This window comes from Photobacterium carnosum, assembly GCF_021236965.1.
Classification (GTDB): domain Bacteria; phylum Pseudomonadota; class Gammaproteobacteria; order Enterobacterales; family Vibrionaceae; genus Photobacterium; species Photobacterium carnosum.
This window is the reverse complement of sequence record NZ_WMDN01000027.1, coordinates 27,023-51,581: the sequence shown is the minus strand read 5'-3', so window position 1 is coordinate 51,581 and position 24,559 is coordinate 27,023. Positions and strand designations below refer to the sequence as shown.

Here is a 24,559-nt window from a genome sequence, read left to right as displayed (position 1 = left end):
TTTAGTCATCATCGAACTTATCGGTGAACTACTACTGTGAAGTATTAGTCTTAATGTGGTATTCCTGAGGTATTCGATTACCGATATTATCAGTGTACTACTTCAAGTGTTTCTAGTTTTACTATGAAGCCTACTTAGAAGCATCAGCTTCGATTACATCATCTGCTATTGATCATGCAACCTAACGGTTGTTTTTTTCATCTTAGCTATTTACAAAGATGTTTGTAATATCAATATTGTCATATATGGCAAACGCTCTTTCCTAGCATTGATAAATTATACTTACTGCAATAATACATTGTGGTTTATTTTGTATTTGTTTTTAAAAATACATGATAAGTTGTTATTTTTATAAGTATTTTAAATTTATTGCACCGTTAGATCACAGTTAAATTAACAGAGTTATCCACATAAAAATATCTGTGGGTAAGTCAGTTGATTAGATGTGCTAGCTAGGTGTGAATAACTTTAATATAGGACATGAGTTTGAAACTATTCTCGTTATTAGATATGAAAGACTAACAGGATAACTGTTTGTTTTTTATGTTTTAATCCTCGTTTATCTACAATTTGTACACAGTTCATTTTGTCCTTTCTTTATTGGGATAACCATCTTGATTATGTTATCCACTCCCTGTGTTTAATCTTTCTATTAGCTCATCTTTTTAACGTAATTAAAAAAGTTTTCCACATATACCCAGAGTGTTACGCATCTCTAGGCAGTCCTTTTTCTATAATCCGTACTAAACGTTTCGTTGCGTTAGGCAGAACATCGATAACCATTTGTTGGCGTTTTTGTTGTTGCTGCTCCAAAGCCCATTTAATATGTACATCGACGAGTGGATGCTCTCCTTGACGGGTGATTAATGCATTGATGATATCGGCTTGATAAGGTGCGTTACCTAATGCAATCGTGATATTTCGTAACCACTGAGTATGACCAATACGACGAATGGCAGAGCCTTCTGTATTACTTAAAAATGTTGCTTCATTCCATTGATAGAGTGTTACTAAATCTTGCTGAAATAATACATCACGGCAGTGATAGTCCGTTTCTGTTGTTATTTCACCGTTGCGGCTAAAAGGGCAGACTAATTGGCAGTCATCACAGCCATAAATTCGATTACCGATTGCTGCTCGATATTGCTCTGGAATAATACCGTCAAATTCAATGGTGAGATAAGAAATACAACGTCGTGCATCAACGACCCCCGCTTCGATAATGGCATCTGTAGGGCAACTGGTCATGCAAGCTACACACTTTCCACATTGATTGGTTGTCGGAGTATCAACAGGTAGCGGCAAATCAATTAATAGTTCCCCTAAAAAGAACCACGAGCCAGATTGTTCGTTAAGAATTAAAGAATGTTTCCCTGTCCAGCCTAATCCTGATTTTTCAGCTAATGGGCGTTCTAATACTGGAGCTGAATCAACAAATGGTCGACAGCCAAACTCACCCACTACACTTTCAATACGTTGGCCTAGTTGCTTGAGGCGATTTCGAATTAATTTATGATAATCGCGTCCGAGCGAGTAACGACTAATATAGGCTTTTGTTGGTTGCTTTAAGGTTTGAGCAAACCCTGCTTGTGGTGGTAAGTAATTCATACGAACACTGATGACACGTATGGTTCCAGGGAGTAATTCCTGTGGACGAGCTCGCATCATTCCGTGGCGCGCCATCCAGTCCATATCACCATGGTAACCAGCATCAAGCCATCGCTGTAGTTGTGCTTCGTGCTGTGTTAAATCGATATCACAGATCCCTACAGCCTGAAAGCCAAGTTCTTGCCCCCAAGTTTTAATTTGCAGTGCGAGTTGTTGATAATCGATACTCATAGCGTCAGTCTTATAGCCAGTAAAAATCAGGGAACGGATTCTAGCACATTATTATTTTAGAATAGCCATTAGTAGTAACAATGACAGTGTTAACTTAATGGTTGCTATGGCTAGCTCGGCGACAAGCTGACATGCTGTTGTCAATGGCAGGAATAATAGTTGAGATAATAATGAGAGAGTATCAAAGCTGCACCAGTGCTGAATATGTGAATGACACAAATTGAATGGTATTACTTTATTGCGGTAAAATTAAAATAGTTATTTTTCGAGGCAGATCATAATCTCGTACACTATATGTCTAGATATACTGAGGTTTTGATTTATCGTAAAGCAGCAGATTTATGTGCGCAACGCGGCGAGCGTGGTATGCTGGCGCGAATCTTTTTCCGTTTATTCGTCAATTAGTCAACCCAAGATAAAATATAATGCAAACATTTGAAACTTTTCTTGCTGATGAGCAGGCAACGGTAGATTTTGGCCTTAAATTGGCTAAAGCCTGCACGCAACAAACAACAATATATCTTCATGGTGATTTAGGTGCAGGTAAAACGACATTCAGTCGTGGTTTTATTCGTGCAATGGGTCATCAAGGTAATGTAAAAAGTCCGACTTATACTTTAGTTGAACCATATGATCTGGCTCCTTGGCAGGTTTATCATTTTGATTTGTACCGTCTTGCTGATCCTGAAGAATTAGAATTTATGGGGATCCGTGATTATTTTACTAGCGACGCTATTTGTTTAGTGGAATGGCCAGAAAAAGGGGTTGGTATGCTGCCTGATGCTGATCTTGAGTTGGAATTACGCTATTACGGTGAACAAAGAAAAGTAATACTGACGTCGAATACGGATTATGGTTCAACGTTGATCAACCACTTACAATTAGGTTAATTAGAAATGGCGTTACGGACGTATGCAAATCTTCTAATTTTGGGAGTGGGATTAGTTAGTTCTACCGCTTTTGCAAATGAACTAAAGGGCGTTCGAGTATGGCCCGCGCCTGATGAAACGCGTGTCGTGTTAGATATGCAAGGCAAAGCAGATTATTCGCAGTTTATGCTGTCAAATCCATCACGGTTAGTGATTGATTTAAATAAGACATCAATTAAAACAAAATTGCCAATTACTGTTACGAAGAGTGAAATATTAACTAAAGTTCGTAGTAGCAATGCGCCAGGAAAAGGCACGACACGATTAGTGTTTGAGCTTAAACGTACCACGACGCCAAAAATATTTTCTCTTTCACCTACACCTGATGGTAGCTATGGTTATCGATTGGTAATGGATTTACCTAATGGTTCTGGTGCGGGTATTGCTGATAAAGATGAGCAAGAAGAAGAGAAAGCCACTGAAAATAACTTAGCTAAGTTACCATCAGGTACAGCGGATATTGTGGTTGCAGTTGATGCAGGCCACGGTGGTGATGATCCTGGTTCTATTGGTCCAACGCATAAATACGAAAAAAACGTGACCTTAGCGGTTGCCCGAAAGTTAGCGGCAAAGATTAATGCGACAACGGGTATGCGTGCGGTAATGACTCGTCGTGGTGACTATTATGTAGGATTAAGTAAACGTTCAGAGATAGCACGTAAAAATAAAGCGCTATTATTAGTTTCTATTCACGCAGATGGCTTTAGTTCACCAAAACCTCGAGGTGCATCTGTATGGGTATTAAATACTCGTCGTGCAAATACTGAGATTGGTCGTTGGTTAGAGCAAAGTGAGAAGCAGTCAGAATTACTGGGTGGTGGTGATGTATTATCAAGTAACCCTAAAGATAAATATTTAGGTCGTGCTGTACTTGATTTGCAATTTAGCTATTCGCAGAAAGAAGGCTACGATGTTGCTAAACGGGTATTATCGAATCTGCGTCATATTGCACGATTACATAAAACCGTACCGCAATATGCAAGTTTGGCAGTATTAAAATCACCGGATATTCCATCATTATTGGTTGAAACAGGTTTTATTACTAACCCAATTGAAGAGCGCCAATTAACGTCTAATGCACATCAAAATCAACTGGCGAGTGCGGTTTATAAAGGTATTTTACAATACTTCACCGCTCATCCACCTGAAGGCACCTTATTTGCTTCGCGTTTAAATGCCGGTGGCATGAAGCACAAAGTGACATCGGGACAAACATTGAGTGGTATTGCGGCTAAATATGGTTCATCGATGGCAGCCATTAGATCGGCGAATCATCTGAAATCAAATTCGGTTAATATTGGTCAAATGTTGTTAATTCCAGGTAGTGGTATCAAGACGGCGTTTGTAGGAAACATAACGACACCAAAAAATACAGCATCAACACGTATTATATGGCATACCGTGACACGTGGTGAGTACCTTGGCAAAATTGCAGCTAAATATGGGGTAACCATGAGCAGCATTCGTCAAACGAGCCATTTAAAGTCAGATAACGTCATGGTTGGCCAGAAATTAAAAATAGCCGTTGCTGCGACGAAAATAGAACGTCATAAAGTACGTCGTGGTGAATTTTTAAGTAAGATTGCGGCAGAATATGGGGTATCAGTAGCAACTATTCGTGATGCGAATAAGCTACGTTCTGATAAACTAGCTGTAGGACAGACGCTAATCATTCCAAGAAGTTAATTATGCCGATTCAGATTTTACCCGCTCGGCTGGCTAACCAGATTGCAGCGGGTGAAGTTGTTGAACGCCCCGCATCGGTAGTCAAAGAGCTTGTTGAAAATAGTATAGATGCCGGTGCCACTCGAATTGATATTGATATCGAAAAAGGTGGCAGCCGGTTAATTCGTATTCGTGATAATGGTAAAGGGATTGTTAAGGATGAGCTTGGCTTAGCCCTTAGCCGCCATGCGACCTCAAAAATAGCCTCACTGGATGATCTTGAAGCCATTGTTAGCTTAGGCTTTCGTGGTGAAGCGCTCGCCAGTATCAGTTCAGTTTCTAGATTAACTTTAACCTCTCGTACTGAAGACCAAGCAGAAGCGTGGTCTGCTTATGCTGAAGGGCGTGATATGGAGGTGCAGTTAAAACCTGCTGCTCACCCTGTAGGCACAACGCTTGAAGTGTTGGATTTGTTTTTTAATACGCCAGCGCGACGTAAGTTTTTACGAACTGAAAAAACAGAATTTACCCATATTGACGAATTGATTAAGCGGATTGCTTTAAGCCGCTTTGATGTGGCAATTACACTGCGCCATAACGGTAAATTGGTGCGTCAATATCGTATTGCTGAGAATACATTACAACAAGAACGCCGTTTAGCGGCGGCTTGTGGTCCATCATTTTTGCAACATGCATTAGTGGTTGAATTAGCGCATGGTGATTTAAGATTATCTGGTTGGATTTGTAGCCCACAAGGGGCACGGAGCCAAAATGATATTCAATATTGCTACGTTAATGGTCGTATGATGAAAGATAAACTAATCAATCATGCGATTCGACAAGCGTATGAATCAAGTTTACGATCCGAGCAATATGCCACTTATGTGCTGTATATCGAGGTTGATCCGCATCAAGTGGACGTTAATGTTCATCCGGCTAAACATGAAGTGCGTTTTCATCAAGCGCGCTTAGTACATGATTTTATTTATCAAACATTACAAAGCGCATTACAGCAAGCTGCTGATATTGATGATGTTCATCAATATCAAGCGCCAGTAAGAGCCAGTGCACATGCGCATGGTGAGGTCACTGCTGCTGTTATTGATCGTGTTTCTCACACTATTGCGGCTATGCCTGATTATCCTAATAAGGCTGCGCCAGAGCATTGGTTAACGCCTCAAGATTTATCTGTTGCAACAACAGTGTCAACTCCGGCTCTTGATATAGACTCGATCCCCATTTCTACATCTAAAAAAACTTTATTAGTAAATTCAGTTAGTAAAGATACTCAACAAAGCTATAGTCAAAAGAGTAGTTCAATATTATTACCACCGTCAGTTACCGCTAAGCGCCAACAAGGTTCGGCTGGTCGTCATTATGGAGAGACCGGGCCAACAGCCGCAGAGGTTAACGTTTATCAGCAGCTGATAACACCGGATAAGTCAGACAGTGCACTGTTTATGTCGACGCATCGCGCAGAGCGTGAAGTGTCGGCTCAGATAGCTGAACCTCGACGTGAATGGCCATTATCAAATCAACCAATAGCAATAAAGCCAAGTAAGCCAAGTAAGCGTTGTTATGGTGATGATGTTGGATTTGGGAAACCATTAGTTGTTATTGAGCAGCAGTTTTTATTGTTGAGTCAGCAACATGAGGTGGTGCTATTACATTTACCTACGGCTGAAAATTTACGTTATGTGGGGCAGTTACAATTAGCAAAAACGGAAGGTTTAAAGCCTCAGCCATTATTGATTCCACTGGCAGTGCCTATTGACGTTGAATTAATCCAGTGTGCTGAGCAACATGGACAGTTACTAAAGCAATTAGGGGTTCAACTAAAAACAAAAGGGCGCAATAGTATTATTATACTGTCGGTTTGTATGCCATTAAGACAACAAAATTTACAACAGTTAATCCCAAATTTGTTAACCTATCTTCATACCGTGAGTGATGACCCTGATGCTCAAGGATGGGATAACCTTTTATTCTGGCTCGCTAAGCAATGTTATACACCAGTAGTAACCTATACCTTGTCACAAGCGATTCAGTTAATTACCGAATTAGAGCAGCTATGGGGAGAACAAGTGATGACATTTAAGACTCAACTTATTCGCCCTGTTGATATGCAAGCAGCGATAGAAGCATTTAAATAATTTATGACTAAGCCACAAGTTATGACGAAGCCACAACCACAAGCTATTTTTTTAATGGGTCCGACAGCGTCAGGTAAAACTGATTTAGCCATTCGGTTACGAGAACAGCTCCCGGTTGAGTTGATAAGCGTTGATTCAGCCCTTATTTATAAAGGAATGGATATTGGTACAGCGAAACCAGATGCGCATGAATTGGCACTAGCGCCGCACCGTTTAATCGATATTCGTGATCCAGCGCAAAGTTATTCTGCTGCAGACTTTCGTACTGATGCACTAAAAGAAATGGCTGATATAGTAGCTGCAGGGCGGATTCCTTTATTGGTCGGTGGTACTATGTTGTACTACAAGGCATTATTGGAAGGTTTGTCACCATTACCTGCTGCAAACGATGTTGTTCGCGCTGGTATTGAACGTGATGCTGAGGCGCGGGGTTGGCAAGATCTACATGATGAATTGGTGCAGATTGATCCGGTTGCGGGTGCAAGGATCCATCCCAATGATCCGCAGCGATTATCTCGTGCATTGGAAGTATTTCGAATCACAGGTAAAACATTAACTGAGTTAACTAAAACTCAAGGTGAATCGTTACCTTATAAGGTTCACCAATTTGCAATTACGCCCACGGATAGGGCTGTACTACATCATCGAATTGAGCTTCGGTTCAAAAAAATGATCGAAGCAGGGTTTGAGCAGGAAGTACGGGCATTATATGACCGTGGTGATCTTCACCTTGAACTTCCTTCTATACGCTGCGTTGGTTATCGACAGATGTGGGAATATTTGGACGGGAAACATGACATAGATGAAGCGGTTTTCCGTGGTATCTGTGCTACTCGTCAATTGGCAAAGCGTCAAATCACTTGGCTTCGTGGCTGGAAAGATTTGACTTGGTTGGATAGTAGTGATGTTGATAGCGCGTTACAAACCGTCACAAACTCAGTTAGATGTGATGTTTAATTAACGTGTATACTCTGAACTGCTTTGCGTATTTTTAGTTTTTGTTCGTTGCTAATACAACTACAAATAAATAAGGAAAAGAAATAATGGCTAAGGGGCAATCTCTGCAAGACCCGTTTTTGAATGCGCTGCGTCGTGAAAGAATCCCGGTCTCTATTTACCTGGTAAACGGTATCAAACTACAAGGCCAAATTGAATCATTTGATCAATTTGTCATTCTACTTAAAAACACCGTCAACCAGATGGTTTATAAGCATGCTATTTCAACTGTTGTACCCGCTCGTCCGGTGAATCATCATCAGGCGGGTGATCGTCCAGCAGGAAGTGATCGTCCAGAAAAAATAGAAGAGTAAGATCATTTCAAATAAGGAGCTAATTACTTGTTTGACCGTTATGAAGCTGGTGAGCAGGCTATTCTTGTTCATATAAACTTCACTCAAGATGAGGAATGGGAAGATCTTAGCGAATTTGAAATGCTAGTATCTTCCGCCGGAGTTAACGCGCTGCACGTAGTTACGGGTAGCCGTAAAACTCCGCTTCCAAAATATTATGTAGGTGAAGGTAAAGCACAAGAAATAGCTGACGCTGTAAGCGCTGTTAATGCAGATATTATTATTTTTAATCACGCATTGTCACCGGCACAAGAACGAAACTTAGAGCTGCTTTGTCAGTGTCGTGTGATTGATCGTACTGGATTAATTCTCGATATCTTTGCTCAGCGAGCGCGTACCCATGAGGGTAAGTTGCAAGTTGAATTAGCACAATTACGTCATCTATCAACCAGATTAATTCGTGGTTGGACTCACCTTGAGCGACAAAAAGGTGGTATTGGCCTCCGCGGGCCGGGTGAAACTCAGTTAGAAACCGATCGACGTTTATTACGTGAACGTATTAAAACTATTTTGCGGCGTTTAGATAAAGTAGCTAAACAACGCGATCAAGGACGTCGAGCACGAAACCGAGCAGAAATCCCAACGGTGTCATTAGTTGGGTATACCAATGCGGGTAAATCAACATTATTCAATCATATTACCGATGCTGGGGTATATGCAGCGGATCAGCTGTTTGCTACCTTAGATCCAACATTGCGTAAGATTGAAGTTGCAGATGTCGGTGCAGCGATACTTGCAGATACTGTTGGTTTTATTCGACATTTACCCCACGATTTAGTGGCTGCGTTTAAAGCAACATTAAAAGAAACACAAGAAGCAGATCTATTGCTTCATGTGGTTGATGCCAGTGATGATCGTTTTCGTGAGAACATTGAGGCGGTAGATACCGTACTTGATGAAATCGATGCTAGCGATGTTCCTGTTTTACTTGTTATGAATAAAATTGATAACTTGGATAATGCACAACCACGAATCGAGCGTGACGAAGAGGGTTTACCTCGACGAGTTTGGGTATCAGCCATGGAAGGGCAAGGCATTGACTTGTTATTCCAAGCCTTAACAGAACGTCTTGCAGGAACGATGATAAAGCATAGCTTGCGTTTACCGCCTGAAATTATTGGACGGTTACGCAGTAAGTTTTATCAAATGGGATGTATTTTGCGAGAGGAATATGAATCAGATGGCTGTTTAATGATTGATATTTGCTTACCGATGGCAGAATGGTCGCGGTTACAAAAAAGAGAAAGTACTTCGTTAGATGACTACATCGTTGCTTAATGGATTGCTGAGTAATAAAAACTGTCGTCATATCACATTGATGGAGTTCTATAATGGCGTGGAATGAGCCTGGTAACAACGGCGGCCGTGATGATAAAGACCCTTGGGGTAATAAAAATCATGGTGGACGTGAACAAGGACCACCCGATCTGGATGAGGTTTTCTCAAAACTAAGTCGTAAGGTTAGTGGTGTGTTTGGTAGTAAAAAAGGACCAACAGGCAGCGGTAGCGCTGTAGGTTTGGGTGCTGTTGCAGTTTTAGCTGTGGCTGTATGGGGATTTTCAGGCTTTTACACTGTAAGTGAAGCAGAACAAGGTGTTGTGCTGCGCTTCGGTAAGTTTGATCAAATCGTCAAGCCAGGCTTGAATTGGAAGCCGACTTTTATTGATGAAGTTATCCCTGTTAACGTACAAGCAATTCGTTCGCTACGAGCTTCTGGCTTAATGCTAACCAAAGACGAAAATGTTCTGAAAGTTGAGATGGATGTTCAATACCGTGTTGATAATGCTGAAAAATATCTATTCAGTGTTACTAATGCTGATGATAGTTTGCGTCAAGCAACAGATTCTGCACTGCGTGCGGTTATCGGTGATTCAACCATGGATCAAGCGTTAACAACAGGCCGTCAGACTATTCGTGCGAATACTCAAACTGCAATTGATAAGATTATCGCAAAATATAACATGGGTATCCGTGTTGTGGACGTTAACTTCCAAAGTGCGCGTCCACCCGAAGCGGTAAAAGATGCCTTTGATGATGCTATTGCAGCGCGTGAAGATGAAGAACGTTATGTTCGTGAAGCAGAAGCTTACAGTAATGACATTTTGCCAAAAGCAACGGGTCGAGCTGAGCGTCTGAAGAATGAAGCACAAGGTTATTCTGAGCGTGTTATTAATGGTGCGTTAGGTGATGTTGCACAGTTTGATAAGCTGTTGCCACAATATGAAGCGGCTAAGAAAGTAACTCGTGACCGTTTGTATCTTGATACGATGGAACGTGTATACAGCAATACCAGCAAGGTGTTAATTGATACTAAGTCTGGTGGTAATAACGTAATGTATTTACCGCTTGAAAAGCTAATGGATCAATCAAATAACCAAGCTAAAAAGCCAGTAGATTCTGGCCGATTAAGTGGTATTGAATTGGAAAAAGTAGAAATACCAACGCCAGTTGCTCCAACACCACGTGCTGATACTGGCCGTCAAGGGAGATATTAATTATGCGTAAGTTAATCATCCCAGTAGTTGTAATTTTTATTGCACTATTATTGATGTCTATGTTTGTAGTGAAAGAGGGCGAGCGTGGTATCGTCGTGCGTTTTGGTCGTATTCTAAAAGATAACAATACTGAAATTGCACGTATTTACGAGCCAGGTTTACACTTTAAAGTTCCTGTGTTTGACCGTGTGCATGATCTTGATGCGCGTATTCAAACGATGGACGATCAAGCTGATCGTTTCCTAACGGCTGAGAAAAAAGACGTTATCATTGATACCTACGTTAAATGGCGTATTAAAGATTACGGCAAATATTACTTAGCGACTGGCGGTGGTAACACATCAACAGCGGAATCATTGTTAAAGCGTAAAGTTGTTGATAGCTTACGTGCCGAAATTGGCGCGAAAGAAATCAAACAAATTGTATCTGGAGAAGACAGCACTTCAACGCCTGCTGCACCATCTGATATTGCACAAACTAAGGCTGCGAAAGCTGCTCTAGCGGTAATTGAAGGTGTTGTGCCTGTGAAGAAAGTTGAAGGCCAACGTGATCAAATCATGGCTGATGTACTTGAAGAAACGCGTGAAAGTGCGAAAGACTTAGGTATTGAAGTAGTTGATTTCCGTATTAAGAAAATCAATTTACCTGATGAAATCAGTGAGTCTATCTACCGTCGTATGCGTGCTGAGCGTGAGTCAGTGGCACGTAGCTACCGTTCTCAAGGCCGTCAACGTGCTGAAGAGCTTCGTGCTCGTTCAGAACTTGAAGTGGCAACAGTTTTAGCTGAGGCGAAGCGTAAAGCACAAGTTGTACGTGGTGATGCAGACGCAAAAGCGGCTGAGATTTATGCGAAAGCGTATAATCAAGATCCTGAGTTCTACAGTTTCTGGCGTTCTTTGAAAGCGTATGAAAATAGCTTTAGTTCGAAAAATGACATTCTTGTTGTTGATCCGAATAATGAGTTCTTTAAATACATGAACCATTCAGAGTTACCAGCAAAGTAAACTCGCTTTACTAACAGTGCTATCGTTATAATAAAGACAAGGCTTCGGCCTTGTCTTTTTTTTTGGATAAAATATATGATGAATACAATTTTGTTAGCCATAGGTTTAGTGTTAGTTGTTGAAGGGTTAGGGCCATTATTAGCCCCTCAAGGGTGGCGAAATATGGTCAGTCAACTAAGCCAACAAAATGATAATACGTTACGTCGTATTGGTGGATGTTTGGTTGTCGCTGGTGGTGTGATTGCTTATATGATGTATTTGAAAATATAGAAAAACCGCCATAAAAAAGAGATAAAAGTCGTCATATGTGAAATGTATTAAGCCAAAAATGACTGCAAGTGGGGGATTTAGGTGCTAGAATCCTTTTTTAACTACGATAGATGAAGAAAGATGGCAAATAATGTAGTCGTTCTTGGCACCCAATGGGGTGACGAAGGTAAAGGTAAGATTGTTGACCTGCTGACCGAAGATGCAAAATATGTGGTTCGCTACCAAGGCGGACACAACGCCGGTCACACCCTAGTTATTGACGGTGAGAAAACTGTTCTTCACCTGATCCCATCAGGTATCCTACGTGACAATGTTAAATGCATCATCGGTAATGGTGTTGTACTTTCTCCTGATGCACTAATGAATGAGATGGGTCCACTAGAAGCACGTGGTATTCCTGTTCGTGAGCGTCTGTTCCTATCAGAAGCTTGTCCACTAATTCTTCCTTACCATATTGCTCTTGACCAAGCACGCGAAGCGGCTCGTGGTAAAAAAGCAATTGGTACTACAGGTCGTGGTATCGGTCCTGCTTATGAAGATAAAGTTGCTCGTCGCGGTCTTCGCGTTGGCGATTTATTCGATAAAGCCACATTTGCTGAAAAGCTTAAAGATGTTATGGCTTATCATAACTTCCAGATTGAGCATTACTACCATGCTGAACCTGTAAACTATGAAGAAGTACTAGAAAAAGTACTTTCTCAAGCTGACCTATTAACATCAATGGTTATCGACGTAACGAAAGAACTTGATGATGCGCGTCTACGTGGCGACAAGATCATGTTTGAAGGTGCGCAAGGTACATTGCTTGATATTGACCACGGTACTTACCCATATGTAACGTCGTCTACTACTACTGCTGGTGGTGTTGCTGCAGGTTCTGGTTTTGGTCCTCGTTACTTAGGTTACATCCTAGGTATCGCGAAGGCATACTGTACGCGTGTGGGTGCAGGTCCTTTCCCGACTGAACTTTATGACGGTCTAGAAAAGCAAGATCCTATCGGTAAGCATTTAGGTACTGTTGGTAACGAGTTTGGCGCAACGACAGGTCGTTTACGTCGTACTGGTTGGTTCGATGCGGTTGCTATGCGTCGTGCGGTACAAATCAACTCTATCTCTGGTTTCTGTCTAACTAAATTAGACGTACTAGATGGTCTTAAAGAGCTGAAAATCTGTACTGGTTACAAAACTAAGTCTGGTGAGATTTTAGAAGTTTCTCCAATGGCAGCTGATGCGTACGAAAATCTAGAACTAATTTACGAAACAATGCCTGGTTGGAGCGAAACAACATTTGGTGCTAAAACACTGGATGCGTTACCACAAGCAGCACTTGATTACATCGCACGTATTGAAGAGCTAACAGGTGTGCCAATTGATATTATCTCTACTGGTCCTGACCGTAACGAGACAATCATCAAAGTTCACCCATACGGTGAGTAATCACTCGCGGTTGTTTTAAGTAATAAAAACCAGCTTTCGAGCTGGTTTTTTTATAGCTCAATATTACTGTTAGACTGCCATCTATCATGATTAAAGTTTCGTTGTACATTGCCGATAGATAACTATTCGGTGTTTGAGGAATGTAAATGAAGCGCTTACTGATGACCTTTGCTTTTTGGTTAGCAACACCTGTATACGCTCTTACGGTAGTGGGTGATGCTGTGCCTATTTATACTGAAGATCAGCTTAGCGCGTGGTTTACGACGAATCAGCATTTACGCCAAGTAAAAGCGGATGACTGTCAACTAGTACAAGATATTCAAGCGCGCGCTCAACAAACAGAATCACCGACCTATCAATTTCTTTATGGTGATATGTTGGCGTGGGGTGTGTGTGTTCCAAAAGATGTTGAACAAGGCGTGTATTACATGCGTGCCGCTGCTCAACAAGGCGTCCCTGTCGCGTTAGAACAATTGGGGCGTTATTACGCTCAAGGTGTTATTTTACAACAGGATAAAGAGCGTGCGATCCCTTATTTACGTGAAGCTGCAGCGTTGGGCAATGTTCGTGCTCGCATTCAATTAGCACAATTACTCATTGCTGATAATGGCAGTCCGTTAGATTTTGAAGATGCATATCGGTGGTTATATCAAACCGTGACCACTGATAAGCGTCAACATCAACAATTACGTCGATTACGGCAGCAGTTAGCACTAAAGATGCCAGTTAATATTATCGCGCGCGCTAAACGACGCTCATCGTTTTGGTAATAGTTGTTATAGATTGCAATAAAAACAGCACCTCATTAGGTGCTGTTTTTGATGGTGTGGAATTTCATTGTGTAAGCAGTAATGAAAAATATTACAGCACTTTATGTGGGCCAAAACATTCGTAATGAATACGATCGCTAGTTACACCCAGTTCAATTAACTGTTTAGCGATAAATTGCATAAAGCCAACAGGACCACAGCAATAAAAATGCATTTCAGGATCTGAAATTTGAGTAGCAATTTTATCAAGCTCGATCAAGCCTTGGTAATCATAATCTTCTGCTTGACGATCGCCACTCGTTGGCGCGTTGTACCATGTTAATGCTGAAATGTGCGAATGTTGATTTGCCAGTGTTTTTACATGATCTTTATAAGCGTGTTGCTGACCATTTTCTGTTGCGTGTAACCAATTCACTGGCGCTTGATGTTGGGTCAGTGTTTCAAGCATGGCGAGCATTGGCGTTAAACCCACACCCGCTGAAATTAACGTTACGGGGGTTTGTGGATTAACATCCAAGAAAAAATCACCAGCAGGTGCTACCAGTTTGATCTTATCGCCAACATTAATTTTATCGTGAAGGTAGTTTGATACCGTACCTTGGGTTTCGCGTTTTACAGAAATACGGTAATGATTGTTATTAGGCGCTGACGATAAACTGTATTGGCGGATTTCTTGGTTCGCGAGTTCATCGGCATTAATATAAATACCTAAGTACTGTCCTGGTTTGTAGGTCGCTACTTGGCCGCCATCTGTTGGCGAAAAAGTAAAACTGGTGATTAATTCACTGTCTGATTGTTTACTTGTTACAACAAATTCACGTGTGCCACGCCAGCCGCCAATTTTAGCATCACTTTCTTGGTAGATCTCTTCTTCACGATTAATGAAAATATTGGCTAATACGCCGTAAGCTTCTCCCCAAGCATCCAATACCTCTTGCCCAGGTGCTAATAATTCATCAATAGTGGCTAAAAGATGATGACCTACTATTTGATATTGATCGGCAGTAATTAAAAAACTGGTGTGCTTTTGAGCTATTTTTTCGACGGCAGGTAGTAGTACCGCTAAATTATCAATATTATTAGCGTAAGCACATACCGCATTAAATAATGCTTGTTGTTGGCTTGATGGCGTGTTTTTATCTGGGCCTTGTTGATGGCTCATATTAAAAACATCTTTAAGTTCAGGGTTGTGATCAAACATACGTTGATAAAAATGTTGAGTGACAACAGGGCCAGCTGCGGCAATAACTGGTGCGGTCGATTTTACGATATCAATGGTTTTTTGAGTGAGCATGACTTTCTCTTTTGTAAGTTGTATTTATAATATATGTTATAAGTTGTATCTGATCTGTATCTTTTAGTCAAGAACGCGATTAAAATAGTAACAAGAGGAGTCAATGTGCAGTTAACCAGTTTTACCGATTATGGCCTACGAGCCTTGATATATCTTGCTAGCCTGCCTGAGGGTGAGTTAACAAGTATCACAAAAGTAACCGACACTTATGGTGTGTCGCGTAATCATATGGTCAAAATTATTAATAAATTAGGCCAATTAGGTTATGTAGAAACCGTACGCGGAAAAAATGGTGGTATTCGCTTAGGAATGCCTGCGGGAAATATTGTATTAGGGCACGTAGTAAGGGCGATTGAACCGTTACAAATCGTCAATTGTGCACCTGATTTTTGTAATATTACGCCAGCATGTCAGTTAAAGGGGATCCTTGCTGATGCGCGCAATGCTTTTTTAAATGAGCTTGATAAGTACACATTATTGACTTTGATAGATAATAATCCACCATTGCGTGTCTTATTAGGGCTGCCTGCAGAACACTAAGGCCATTTAACGATAATGGTCTAGCATCACACTACTCCCTATTATTTAGTGGAATAGGTATTTATTGCCTGTTTCCATCTGTTCACCTAAGAGCTGAGTATACTTAAAGTATGGCTGGCCAACAGGAACTGTTTATGTCTAAAGGTACTACCGATTTACCGGTTGATCCTTTTCGCGAACGCGAAGCATCTAATTACGAAAACCCCATTCCAAGCCGTGAGTTACTATTAGAAGTAATCCGTGGCTTTAGTACACCCGTTAGTCGTGACCAGTTATTTACTGAGTTAAAACTTAAAGGTGATGATCAATATGAAGGTCTACGTCGTCGCTTACGTGCGATGGAGCGTGATGGTCAATTAATCTTTACTCGCCGCCAGTGCTATGCATTGCCTGAGCGTTTAGATTTAATTAAAGGCTACGTTATCGGCCACCGTGATGGTTTTGGCTTTTTACGCCCTGAAGGTACTTATAGTAAAGACACTGATTTATTGTTACCTGCCCATCAAATGCGCACAGTGATCCATGGTGATTACATTTTAGCGCAGGCTGATGGCGAAGATAAACGTGGCCGTCGTGAAGGCCGTGTTGTGCGTGTGTTAACTGAATCACCAAACCAAATTGTCGGTCGTTTCTTCCTTGAAGATGGCATGGGCTACGTGGTACCTGATGATTCTCGTATTGCTCAAGATATCATTATTCCACAAGACGTCCGTCAAGGTGCCCGTATGGGTAACGTGGTTGTGGTTGAGATCAATCAACGAGCAACACGTCAACATAATGCGGTGGGTCGTGTGGTTGAAGTACTGGGTGAGAATATGGCACCGGGTATGGAAATCGAAATAGCACTGCGTACCCATGATATTCCACACGTGTGGCCATCAGAAGTTGATAACCAAATAAAGCATCTTACTGAGGAAGTACCAGAAGACGCTAAATTGGGTCGTGTTGATTTACGTCAATTACCATTGGTAACCATTGATGGTGAAGATGCACGTGACTTTGATGATGCCGTACACTGTCAGCGTAACCCTGATGGTGGCTGGCGTTTATGGGTAGCAATTGCCGATGTAAGTTATTATGTGCGTTCTAAATCGGCGCTGGATAATGAAGCCCTAAAGCGTGGTAACTCAGTTTACTTCCCAGCTCAAGTTATTCCAATGCTGCCAGAAGTGCTTTCAAATGGTCTATGTTCACTTAATCCACAAGTCGATCGCTTGTGTATGGTATGTGAGATGACCGTTTCTGAGGGCGGTAAGCTTACTGGCTATAAACATTATGAAGCAGTGATGAATTCACATGCACGTTTAACTTACACTAAAGTAAGTAACATGCTGGAAGGTGATGAAGAACTGCGTCAACGTTACCAACCATTAGTGCCGCACCTTGAAGAACTTTACAGCATGTTTAAAGCGCTGAAAGTTGCTCGTGAAGCCCGTGGTGCGATTGAATTTGAAACCATTGAAACCAAGTTTGTTTTCAATGCTGATCGTAAAATTGAGAACATCGTACCGTTAGTACGTAATGAAGCACATAAAATCATCGAAGAATGTATGATTTTAGCTAATATTGCTTCTGCTCAATTTGTAGAAAGTGCAAAAGAACCTGCGCTATACCGTGTTCACGACACGCCAGGTGAAGAGCGTCTGCAAGGCTTCCGTGATTTCTTGGGCGAGCTAAGTTTAGAACTTGGTGGTGGTTTAGAGCCAAGCCCGAAAGATTACGCAGCGTTAGCGAATTTAATTAAAGATCGTAATGATCGTGAATTAATTCAAACCATGCTATTGCGCTCGATGAAGCAAGCGGTTTATCAAGCAGATAATATTGGTCACTTTGGTTTAGCCCTTAGTCAATATGCTCACTTTACCTCGCCAATTCGTCGTTACCCTGACTTAACCTTGCACCGTGCAATTAAGTTTTTAATTGCTAAACAAGCAGGTAACACTAACAACGATACACTAACAGGTGGTCATCATTATTCATTTGATGAAATTGATGCTATCGGTGAGCAATGTTCAACCACAGAACGTCGTGCTGATGATGCGACCCGTGATGTGTCTGATTGGCTCAAGTGTGAGTACATGCAAGATCACCTTGGCGATGAGTTTGAAGGTGTGATTGCGAATGTTACCGGTTTTGGTTTCTTTGTGCGACTAAATGAGCTTAACATTGATGGCTTAGTGCATATTTCAAACTTAGCTAACGATTACTACCAATTTGATCCTGTAGGTCAACGCTTGGTCGGTGAAAGCTCGGGCGTGATTTATCGTTTAGGTGATACTGTTCAGGTTAAAGTAGCCGCTATTAACCTAAATGATCGTCAATTAGACTTTGATATCGTTGGTGCAGAGCGTAAACAACGTGGTGCAGGTAAAACAGCGAAAGGGCGTGAGAAAAAACAACGCATGCGCAAAGCTGATGGCCTAAAGCGCCAAGGAATGCCTGCATTTAAAGTTGAAGATGGTGACGCTAAGTCTGAATCACGAGATAAAAGTAAACGTGAGCGCTCTTCTGTACGTAAAAATTTAAAAGAAGGCGCGATTCCACAAGCTGAAGCTGACGCTAAAAAGAAAAAGCCAAGAAATAAAAAACCACGTAAGTTATCGGATGAAAAGCCGCTGACAGATCCAAAAAAGAAGCCCAAAGTTAGCAAGAAGAAAAAGCAACGTGCGGGTAAATCAGAACGCGCAGCAAAGAAGAGTTAATCCATGAGTAATGATATGATTTTTGGCATCCATGCCGTTAAAGCTGTACTCGCATCTGATCCGGTGCGCTTTATTGAAGTATTCGTACTGAAAGGGCGTGAAGATGATCGTTTGCTGCCGTTAATTACTGAGTTGAAAGACTTAGGCATCACGATTCAAGAAGCAGGCCGTAAAGCATTAGATGACAAAGTTGATGGTGCCTCTCATCAGGGTATTATTGCGCGTGTGCGTCCGGGTAAGCAGTACAATGAAAACAACCTTGATGATTTATTAGCGACCAAAGAAAATCCATTATTGTTGATTTTAGATGGTGTGACTGACCCGCATAACCTTGGTGCGTGTTTACGTAATGCTGATGCAGCAGGTGCTGTGGCTGTGATTGTTCCAAAAGATCGTTCAGCACAGTTGAATGCGACTGCAAGTAAAGTGGCATGTGGTGCGGCTGAAATTATGCCATTAGTACGTGTAACCAATCTGGCTCGTACTATGCGTGCGTTACAAGATAAAGGCGTATGGATTGTGGGTACTGCTGGTGAAGCAACCCATGATCTTTACCACAGTAAACTAACTGGGCCATTGGCGATTGTTATGGGTGCTGAAGGTGAAGGCATGCGTCGTTTAACCCGTGAAACGTGTGATGATTTGATTAAGATCCCAATGGCGGGTTCAGTATCAAGTTTGAACGTATCGGTAGCGACAGGTATCTGTTTATTTGAAGCGGTACGTCAACGCGGATAATGCGTGATTAACCCCAAATAAGTGCATAATTATTTAAACCCACGCAGTGGTTACTGGGTGGGTCTTTTATTGTTTATCGGTATGAAAAATGAACAGAGATGGCCATGATGAGTCAATGTTAGTAGCGATAAACTAAGGTTCGAGTTCATTTCATTGAAAAACGGCGAGTGGCGAGAAAATAAGCTTGCCTAGATTGATCATTCTCTGTACTATCCGTCATCCAAATTCTCGGTTCTTTTTTTAGTTCCTTGCTTCCTCAGGTTAACCGAGCCGACAAGGGAAGCTGAATAATCCGTAAGGAGCAACCTATGCGTCATTACGAAATCGTATTCATGGTGCACCCTGATCAAAGCGAGCAAGTTGCTGGCATGATCGAGCGTTACACTGCTGCTATCAAAGATTCTGGTGGTCAAATTCACCGTCTAGAAGATTGGGGCCGCCGTCAAATGGCTTACCCAATCAACAAACTGCACAAAGCACACTATGTTCTTTTGAACATTGAAGCTGAGCAGGCTGTTATTGACGAGCTTGAGTCAAACTTCCGCTTCAACGACGCAGTGATCCGTAACATGATCATGCGTACTAAACACGCTGTTACTGAGCCATCTCCTATGATGAAGGCTAAAGAAGAGCGTTTTACTAAGCGTGAAGATCGTGCTGAAGCACAATCTGAAGGCGAAGCAGCTGCTGAGTAATTTGTATTAATGACTAATCGTCTGGTGTTGACTGGCACTATTGCCAAGCATCCCAAACGAAGCCAATCCCCGGCAGGCATACCTCATTGTCACTTTGTGCTTGAGCATCGCTCTGTGCAGCGGGAAGCTGACTTACCACGTCAAATATATTGTTATATTAACGTGGTAATCAGTGGTAAAGGTCAACAAGTACTCACTCAAGATTTAGTTGTCGGAAGCACAATTAAGGTGGAGGGATTTATCTCTTACCAAACCGGCCGTAATGGTATCGGGAAATTAGTTTTGCATGCCGATTACATTGACTTAATTTAGATCAGGAGATAGCCCATGGCTCGTTTCTTCCGTCGTCGTAAATTCTGCCGTTTTACAGCAGAAGGCGTACTAGAGATTGACTACAAAGACGTAGCAACTCTGAAAAACTACATCACTGAAGCTGGTAAAATTGTACCTAGCCGTATCACTGGTACTCGTGCTAAATACCAGCGTCAGCTAGCTCGTGCTATCAAGCGTTCTCGTTACCTAGCACTTCTACCGTACACAGATAAGCATCTGTAAGCAGTAGTCGTTTTTAGAATTTTATAGAGGACAAGATAATGCAAGTTATTCTACTTGATAAAGTAGCTAACCTAGGTGGCCTTGGCGACCAGGTTAACGTTAAAGCGGGCTATGCTCGTAACTTCCTTATCCCACAAGCTAAGGCTGTTATGGCGACTAAAGCGAACGTTGAAATGTTCGACGCACGTCGTGCAGAGCTAGAAGTTAAAGTTGCTGAGCAACATGCTGCTGCTCAAGCACGTGCTGAAGCACTAAACACGCTTGAAGGTGTGGTTATTGAATCTAAAGCTGGTGACGAAGGTAAACTATTCGGCTCAATCGGTACTCGTGACATCGCTGATGCAGTTTCTGCAGCTGGCGTAGCACTTGTTAAGAGTGAAGTACGTCTACCTGAAGGCGCACTACGTGCAACTGGCGAATTTGAAGTTAGCGTTCAGCTAAGTTCAGATGTATTCGCAACTGTTAAACTAAACGTTGTTGCTGCTAAGTAATCGCTTTTAGCTTTAATAGTAAAAAACCAGCCTTATGGCTGGTTTTTTTATGTCTGGAATTTAGGAAATCTTGATTTATAAAGTGTAAATCAGTGAGATAGTGGTGGTACTATCGGAATTTTTCATGCCTTCAGGTACCCAAGAATAAGCTGTTTGGGTGTAACCTACGTTTAAAGCAATATTGTCGGTGATCGCATTAGTCGCATTAAATGTGCTTTCTAAGGTGGTGTTACTTTGCCCTGAAATGACGTTAAATTTAGCACTGAGTGTCAGTGTTTTTAATGGCTTCCATTGAATATCGATGGTGCTTTGCAATACCATTTCATTAACGACTTCTTGTTTCACAATACTGTCGTTTTTTATCTCATCGAGATTAGGATCTTGATGGCGAAAGCCGGGGCCAATATCCACTAATGTTTGAAATGTCTCATAGTTAAATAAACGGTAACCGATACCGGTTGAGACTATCGAATCTGCATAATAAGGCCCATAGCGGTCATCAATATAGCTGCCATTACCATAAAAATAATAACCATCACGGATCATCCGTTTTGATTTTAAGCTGGTTGATAGTTTCCGCTTATCTTCTTCGCCATTTTTCTTTGCCATAATAAATTTGGCATCGGCATTGGTTTGATAACGGCCTTTGGTGTACGTCAGCGCCACATTACCATTCATGGTCTGGGAGTCAGAGTTACCCGATAGTGCTTGATAACCCAAGCCGATAGTACTGGTTAATGGCGATGGTTCAGTCGGTGCTTCCGGTGTTGATTCTTCACTGGCATTGGCTGCGGTAGTGGCAAGCAATAGAAATGTGAGTATATATCTTGCCAAAAGACCTCCGCTGGCAGGGTAAGGTAAAGGTCGAAACATTGATCGTCGCATTCTAGCGTAAATTTGTCAGCTTTTGGTTAGGAATCGTCAGCATACTTTTCGTAAAACTAAAAAGGAGGATAATTGTTGTTGTTGCAAGTGATCAATCGTAATCGTTTATAGCTACTCAGAGGCAGGGGATAGGTTATACTGTCGAGCTCCGTTCTTGGTTTTGGTAAATGCACAATTGCTATGACAGATAATCGTAAATCGAAACAATTAAAAGATAATCAAATGGACGCCATTAAGATGCCACCGCATTCGCTTGAGGCTGAGCAATCAGTACTTGGCGGTTTAATGCTGGATAATGAGCGTTGGGATACTGTTGCTGAAAAAGTCGTTGCAAAAGATTTCTACAGTCGCCCTCATCGGATTATTTTTGAGGCAACCGCAGCCTTATTGGAAGGTGGACAGCCACTTGATTTGATCACGCTGTCTGAACATCTTGAGCGGTCTGACAAACTTGATGGTGTTGGTGGTTTTGCTTACCTTGCTGAATTGGCTAAAAACACCCCGTCGGCTGCCAATATTTTAGCGTATGCTGATATTGTCCGTGAGCGAGCTTTGATCCGCGATATGATTGGCGTTGCCAATGAAATTGCTGATGCGGGTTATGATCCACAAGGTCGCACTAGTGAAGACTTGTTGGATATGGCCGAAAGTAAAGTTTTTGCCATTGCTGAACAACGGACTAATGATAAAGAGGGCCCCCAAAACGTTGATACAATTTTAGAGCGTACGCTTGAACGTATTGAGTTGCTTTATCAATCACCACAAGATGGTGTAACGGGTGTTTCAACGGGCTTTACTGATTTAAATAAGAAGACTGCTGGTTTGCAAGGGTCTGATTTGATTATTGTTGCCGCACGTCCATCTATGGGTAAAACGACCTTTGCGATGAACTTATGTGAAAATGCAGCCATGGATCAAGATAAACCAGTGCTGATTTTCTCATTAGAGATGCCCGCAGAACAGATCATGATGCGTATGTTGGCATCATTATCTCGCGTTGACCAAACCAAAATTCGTACCGGACAATTGGACGATGAAGATTGGGCACGGATATCATCAACAATGGGTATTCTGATGCAAAAGAAGAATATGTTCATTGATGATAGTTCCGGCTTAACACCAACAGAAGTACGTTCACGCGCGCGTCGTATTGCACGTGATCACGGTGGTCTTAGTATGATCATGATCGACTACCTTCAGTTGATGCGTGTGCCAGGACTACAAGAAAACCGTACGTTAGAGATTGCTGAAATCTCACGTTCGCTTAAAGCATTAGCAAAAGAATTAAATGTGCCTGTTGTTGCCCTCTCTCAGCTTAACCGTTCGTTAGAGCAACGGGCAGATAAGCGTCCTGTTAACTCTGATCTGCGTGAATCTGGCGCCATCGAGCAGGATGCTGACTTAATCATGTTTATATACCGTGATGAGGTTTATCACGAAGACAGTGCCCTTAAAGGGATCGCTGAAATCATCTTAGGTAAACAACGTAATGGTCCAATTGGTACTGTGCGTTTAACGTTCCAAGGCCAGTTCTCTCGCTTTGATAACTATGCTGGTCCAGCCTTTGATGAAGAGTAAGCCTTAAAAATTATTTAGGATATTGGATGAAAGCTGCAACTGCACATATTGATACCCAAGCTTTGGCACATAATCTGAGTCAAATCCGCCTGCAGGCACCAAAGAGTAAAATTTTAGCGGTTGTTAAAGCTAATGCATACGGACACGGGTTGTTAGATGTGGCGAAAAGCCTTATCGATGTTGATGCTTATGGTGTGGCACGTATAGAAGAAGCTTTAATACTGCGCGCTGGTGGCGTGGTAAAACCGATCTTATTATTAGAAGGTTTTTATGCGCCAACAGATCTTCCAGTATTGGTGATTAATAATATTCATACCGTAGTGCATTCGATTGAACAGCTGGAAGCGCTGGAACAAGCCGAGTTAGATGCACCCGTACGTGTATGGGTAAAAATAGACACAGGCATGCACCGACTTGGATTACGCCCAGAGCAAGTGCCTGAGTTTATGCAACGCTTAAATGACTGCGATAATGTTGCGAAGCCATTACGTTTTATTAGTCATTTTGGTAATGCTGATAATCTAAATAGTGATATTACCGTTAATCAAATTGCGTGTTTTTCAACCTTGACCAAGCCTTACCAAGGTGAGCGTTCATTAGCAGCATCAGCGGGTATTTTAGCGTGGCCTGATAGTCATTTTGAATGGATCCGTCCGGGCATTATTATGTATGGCGTGTCACCATTTGATGAATTAGAACGTTCGGCATCAAACTATAATCTACAACCGGTTATGACGTTAACATCGAGCTTAATTGCTGTTCGTGACGTTAAAAAAGGTGAACAAGTCGGTTATGGTGGCATTTGGACCTGTGAGCAAGATACTAAAATGGGTGTTATTGCTATTGGTTATGGTGATGGTTATCCACGTTGTGCGCCTAATGGTACACCAGTGATGGTTAATGGTCGGATTGTGCCAACGGCTGGGCGTGTTTCAATGGATATGTTGACCGTAGATTTAGGACCGAATGCGACCGATAAAGTAGGTGATGAAGCTATTTTATGGGGTAAAGGTTTACCTGCTGAAGTGATAGCACAATATACAGGTGTTATTGCTTATGAATTAATGACTAAGTTAACCCCTCGAGTGGCGATGACTTATTCATAAAAAAGACGAGTCGTGGGTTTAACCTGCGGCTTTTTTTTGGTTAAAATTTACTATTTACCTTGAA

Annotated in this window: 23 protein-coding genes; 20 read left to right on the top strand and 3 right to left on the bottom strand. The window is 41.8% G+C overall.

Translation table 11 applies throughout. The features are described 5' to 3' along the window. Positions 1 to 705: 705 nt before the first annotated feature. Positions 706 to 1,839 carry a tRNA epoxyqueuosine(34) reductase QueG gene (queG, locus tag GLP24_RS17690; protein ID WP_232616335.1) on the bottom strand — a complete coding sequence of 378 codons (1,134 nt, stop codon included), beginning with the start codon at positions 1,837 to 1,839 and terminating at the stop codon, positions 706 to 708. A gap of 425 nt (positions 1,840 to 2,264) precedes the next feature. Between queG and tsaE the strand changes: the two genes are divergently transcribed. The 11 genes from tsaE (at position 2,265) to motX (ending at position 13,911) form a co-directional block, all read left to right on the top strand. Beyond that, positions 2,265 to 2,729, top strand: coding sequence for a tRNA (adenosine(37)-N6)-threonylcarbamoyltransferase complex ATPase subunit type 1 TsaE (gene tsaE / locus GLP24_RS17685; RefSeq protein ID WP_101770099.1), 465 nt, complete (start codon positions 2,265 to 2,267; stop codon positions 2,727 to 2,729). 6 nt (positions 2,730 to 2,735) lie between these two features. After that, entirely contained in the window at positions 2,736 to 4,454 is a 1,719-nt protein-coding gene (locus tag GLP24_RS17680; RefSeq protein WP_101770098.1) for an N-acetylmuramoyl-L-alanine amidase, read from the top strand. 2 nt (positions 4,455 to 4,456) lie between these two features. After that, positions 4,457 to 6,586 (top strand): DNA mismatch repair endonuclease MutL, encoded by a 2,130-nt coding sequence (mutL, locus tag GLP24_RS17675; protein ID WP_232616333.1) that lies wholly within the window; start codon positions 4,457 to 4,459, stop codon positions 6,584 to 6,586. Positions 6,587 to 6,607: 21 nt separating this feature from the next. Beyond that, on the top strand, positions 6,608 to 7,543 hold the full coding sequence (miaA, locus tag GLP24_RS17670; protein WP_101770102.1) for a tRNA (adenosine(37)-N6)-dimethylallyltransferase MiaA: 936 nt from the start codon (positions 6,608 to 6,610) through the stop codon (positions 7,541 to 7,543). 86 nt (positions 7,544 to 7,629) lie between these two features. Beyond that, complete coding sequence (hfq, locus tag GLP24_RS17665) at positions 7,630 to 7,896, top strand: RNA chaperone Hfq (protein WP_101770096.1); 267 nt, start codon at positions 7,630 to 7,632, stop codon at positions 7,894 to 7,896. Positions 7,897 to 7,923: 27 nt separating this feature from the next. Continuing rightward, the gene (hflX, locus tag GLP24_RS17660) at positions 7,924 to 9,213 is read left to right on the top strand and encodes a ribosome rescue GTPase HflX (RefSeq protein WP_101770095.1); all 1,290 of its coding nucleotides are present in this window, start codon (positions 7,924 to 7,926) and stop codon (positions 9,211 to 9,213) included. 53 nt (positions 9,214 to 9,266) lie between these two features. Next, on the top strand, positions 9,267 to 10,430 hold the full coding sequence (gene hflK / locus GLP24_RS17655; protein ID WP_101770094.1) for an FtsH protease activity modulator HflK: 1,164 nt from the start codon (positions 9,267 to 9,269) through the stop codon (positions 10,428 to 10,430). Between the two features lie 2 nt (positions 10,431 to 10,432). Then, positions 10,433 to 11,434, top strand: coding sequence for a protease modulator HflC (hflC, locus tag GLP24_RS17650; RefSeq protein ID WP_101770093.1), 1,002 nt, complete (start codon positions 10,433 to 10,435; stop codon positions 11,432 to 11,434). Positions 11,435 to 11,509: 75 nt separating this feature from the next. Then, the gene (locus GLP24_RS17645; RefSeq protein ID WP_101770092.1) at positions 11,510 to 11,704 is read left to right on the top strand and encodes a DUF2065 domain-containing protein; all 195 of its coding nucleotides are present in this window, start codon (positions 11,510 to 11,512) and stop codon (positions 11,702 to 11,704) included. A gap of 120 nt (positions 11,705 to 11,824) precedes the next feature. Continuing rightward, positions 11,825 to 13,141, top strand: a complete 1,317-nt coding sequence (locus GLP24_RS17640) for an adenylosuccinate synthase (protein ID WP_101770091.1) — start codon at positions 11,825 to 11,827, stop codon at positions 13,139 to 13,141. A gap of 146 nt (positions 13,142 to 13,287) precedes the next feature. Beyond that, positions 13,288 to 13,911 carry a flagellar protein MotX gene (motX, locus tag GLP24_RS17635; protein ID WP_101770090.1) on the top strand — a complete coding sequence of 208 codons (624 nt, stop codon included), beginning with the start codon at positions 13,288 to 13,290 and terminating at the stop codon, positions 13,909 to 13,911. 91 nt (positions 13,912 to 14,002) lie between these two features. Here motX and hmpA read toward each other — a convergent pair whose 3' ends face one another. Beyond that, on the bottom strand, positions 14,003 to 15,205 hold the full coding sequence (hmpA, locus tag GLP24_RS17630) for an NO-inducible flavohemoprotein (protein WP_101770089.1): 1,203 nt from the start codon (positions 15,203 to 15,205) through the stop codon (positions 14,003 to 14,005). Between the two features lie 105 nt (positions 15,206 to 15,310). Between hmpA and nsrR the strand changes: the two genes are divergently transcribed. The 7 genes from nsrR to rplI all read left to right on the top strand — a co-directional run bounded on the left by nsrR (position 15,311) and on the right by rplI (position 20,926). Continuing rightward, positions 15,311 to 15,745 carry a nitric oxide-sensing transcriptional repressor NsrR gene (nsrR, locus tag GLP24_RS17625; protein WP_101770088.1) on the top strand — a complete coding sequence of 145 codons (435 nt, stop codon included), beginning with the start codon at positions 15,311 to 15,313 and terminating at the stop codon, positions 15,743 to 15,745. A 134-nt stretch (positions 15,746 to 15,879) separates the two neighbouring features. Further along, entirely contained in the window at positions 15,880 to 18,447 is a 2,568-nt protein-coding gene (gene rnr, locus GLP24_RS17620; protein WP_101770087.1) for a ribonuclease R, read from the top strand. A gap of 3 nt (positions 18,448 to 18,450) precedes the next feature. Further along, complete coding sequence (gene rlmB / locus GLP24_RS17615) at positions 18,451 to 19,185, top strand: 23S rRNA (guanosine(2251)-2'-O)-methyltransferase RlmB (protein ID WP_101770086.1); 735 nt, start codon at positions 18,451 to 18,453, stop codon at positions 19,183 to 19,185. A 308-nt stretch (positions 19,186 to 19,493) separates the two neighbouring features. Then, a complete protein-coding gene (rpsF, locus tag GLP24_RS17610) occupies positions 19,494 to 19,880 on the top strand; it encodes a 30S ribosomal protein S6 (RefSeq protein WP_101770085.1) in 387 nt (128 codons plus the stop codon). Between the two features lie 9 nt (positions 19,881 to 19,889). Further along, positions 19,890 to 20,192 carry a primosomal replication protein N gene (priB, locus tag GLP24_RS17605; protein ID WP_101770084.1) on the top strand — a complete coding sequence of 101 codons (303 nt, stop codon included), beginning with the start codon at positions 19,890 to 19,892 and terminating at the stop codon, positions 20,190 to 20,192. A gap of 15 nt (positions 20,193 to 20,207) precedes the next feature. After that, positions 20,208 to 20,435, top strand: a complete 228-nt coding sequence (rpsR, locus tag GLP24_RS17600; RefSeq protein ID WP_045030943.1) for a 30S ribosomal protein S18 — start codon at positions 20,208 to 20,210, stop codon at positions 20,433 to 20,435. Positions 20,436 to 20,473: 38 nt separating this feature from the next. Beyond that, on the top strand, positions 20,474 to 20,926 hold the full coding sequence (gene rplI, locus GLP24_RS17595; RefSeq protein WP_101770083.1) for a 50S ribosomal protein L9: 453 nt from the start codon (positions 20,474 to 20,476) through the stop codon (positions 20,924 to 20,926). Positions 20,927 to 21,001: 75 nt separating this feature from the next. Here rplI and GLP24_RS17590 read toward each other — a convergent pair whose 3' ends face one another. Continuing rightward, positions 21,002 to 21,760, bottom strand: coding sequence for a DUF481 domain-containing protein (locus GLP24_RS17590; protein ID WP_221945036.1), 759 nt, complete (start codon positions 21,758 to 21,760; stop codon positions 21,002 to 21,004). Between the two features lie 231 nt (positions 21,761 to 21,991). Between GLP24_RS17590 and GLP24_RS17585 the strand changes: the two genes are divergently transcribed. Continuing rightward, on the top strand, positions 21,992 to 23,389 hold the full coding sequence (locus GLP24_RS17585) for a replicative DNA helicase (RefSeq protein ID WP_101770082.1): 1,398 nt from the start codon (positions 21,992 to 21,994) through the stop codon (positions 23,387 to 23,389). Between the two features lie 26 nt (positions 23,390 to 23,415). Beyond that, positions 23,416 to 24,495 carry an alanine racemase gene (gene alr / locus GLP24_RS17580; RefSeq protein ID WP_101770081.1) on the top strand — a complete coding sequence of 360 codons (1,080 nt, stop codon included), beginning with the start codon at positions 23,416 to 23,418 and terminating at the stop codon, positions 24,493 to 24,495. Positions 24,496 to 24,559: the final 64 nt, after the last annotated feature.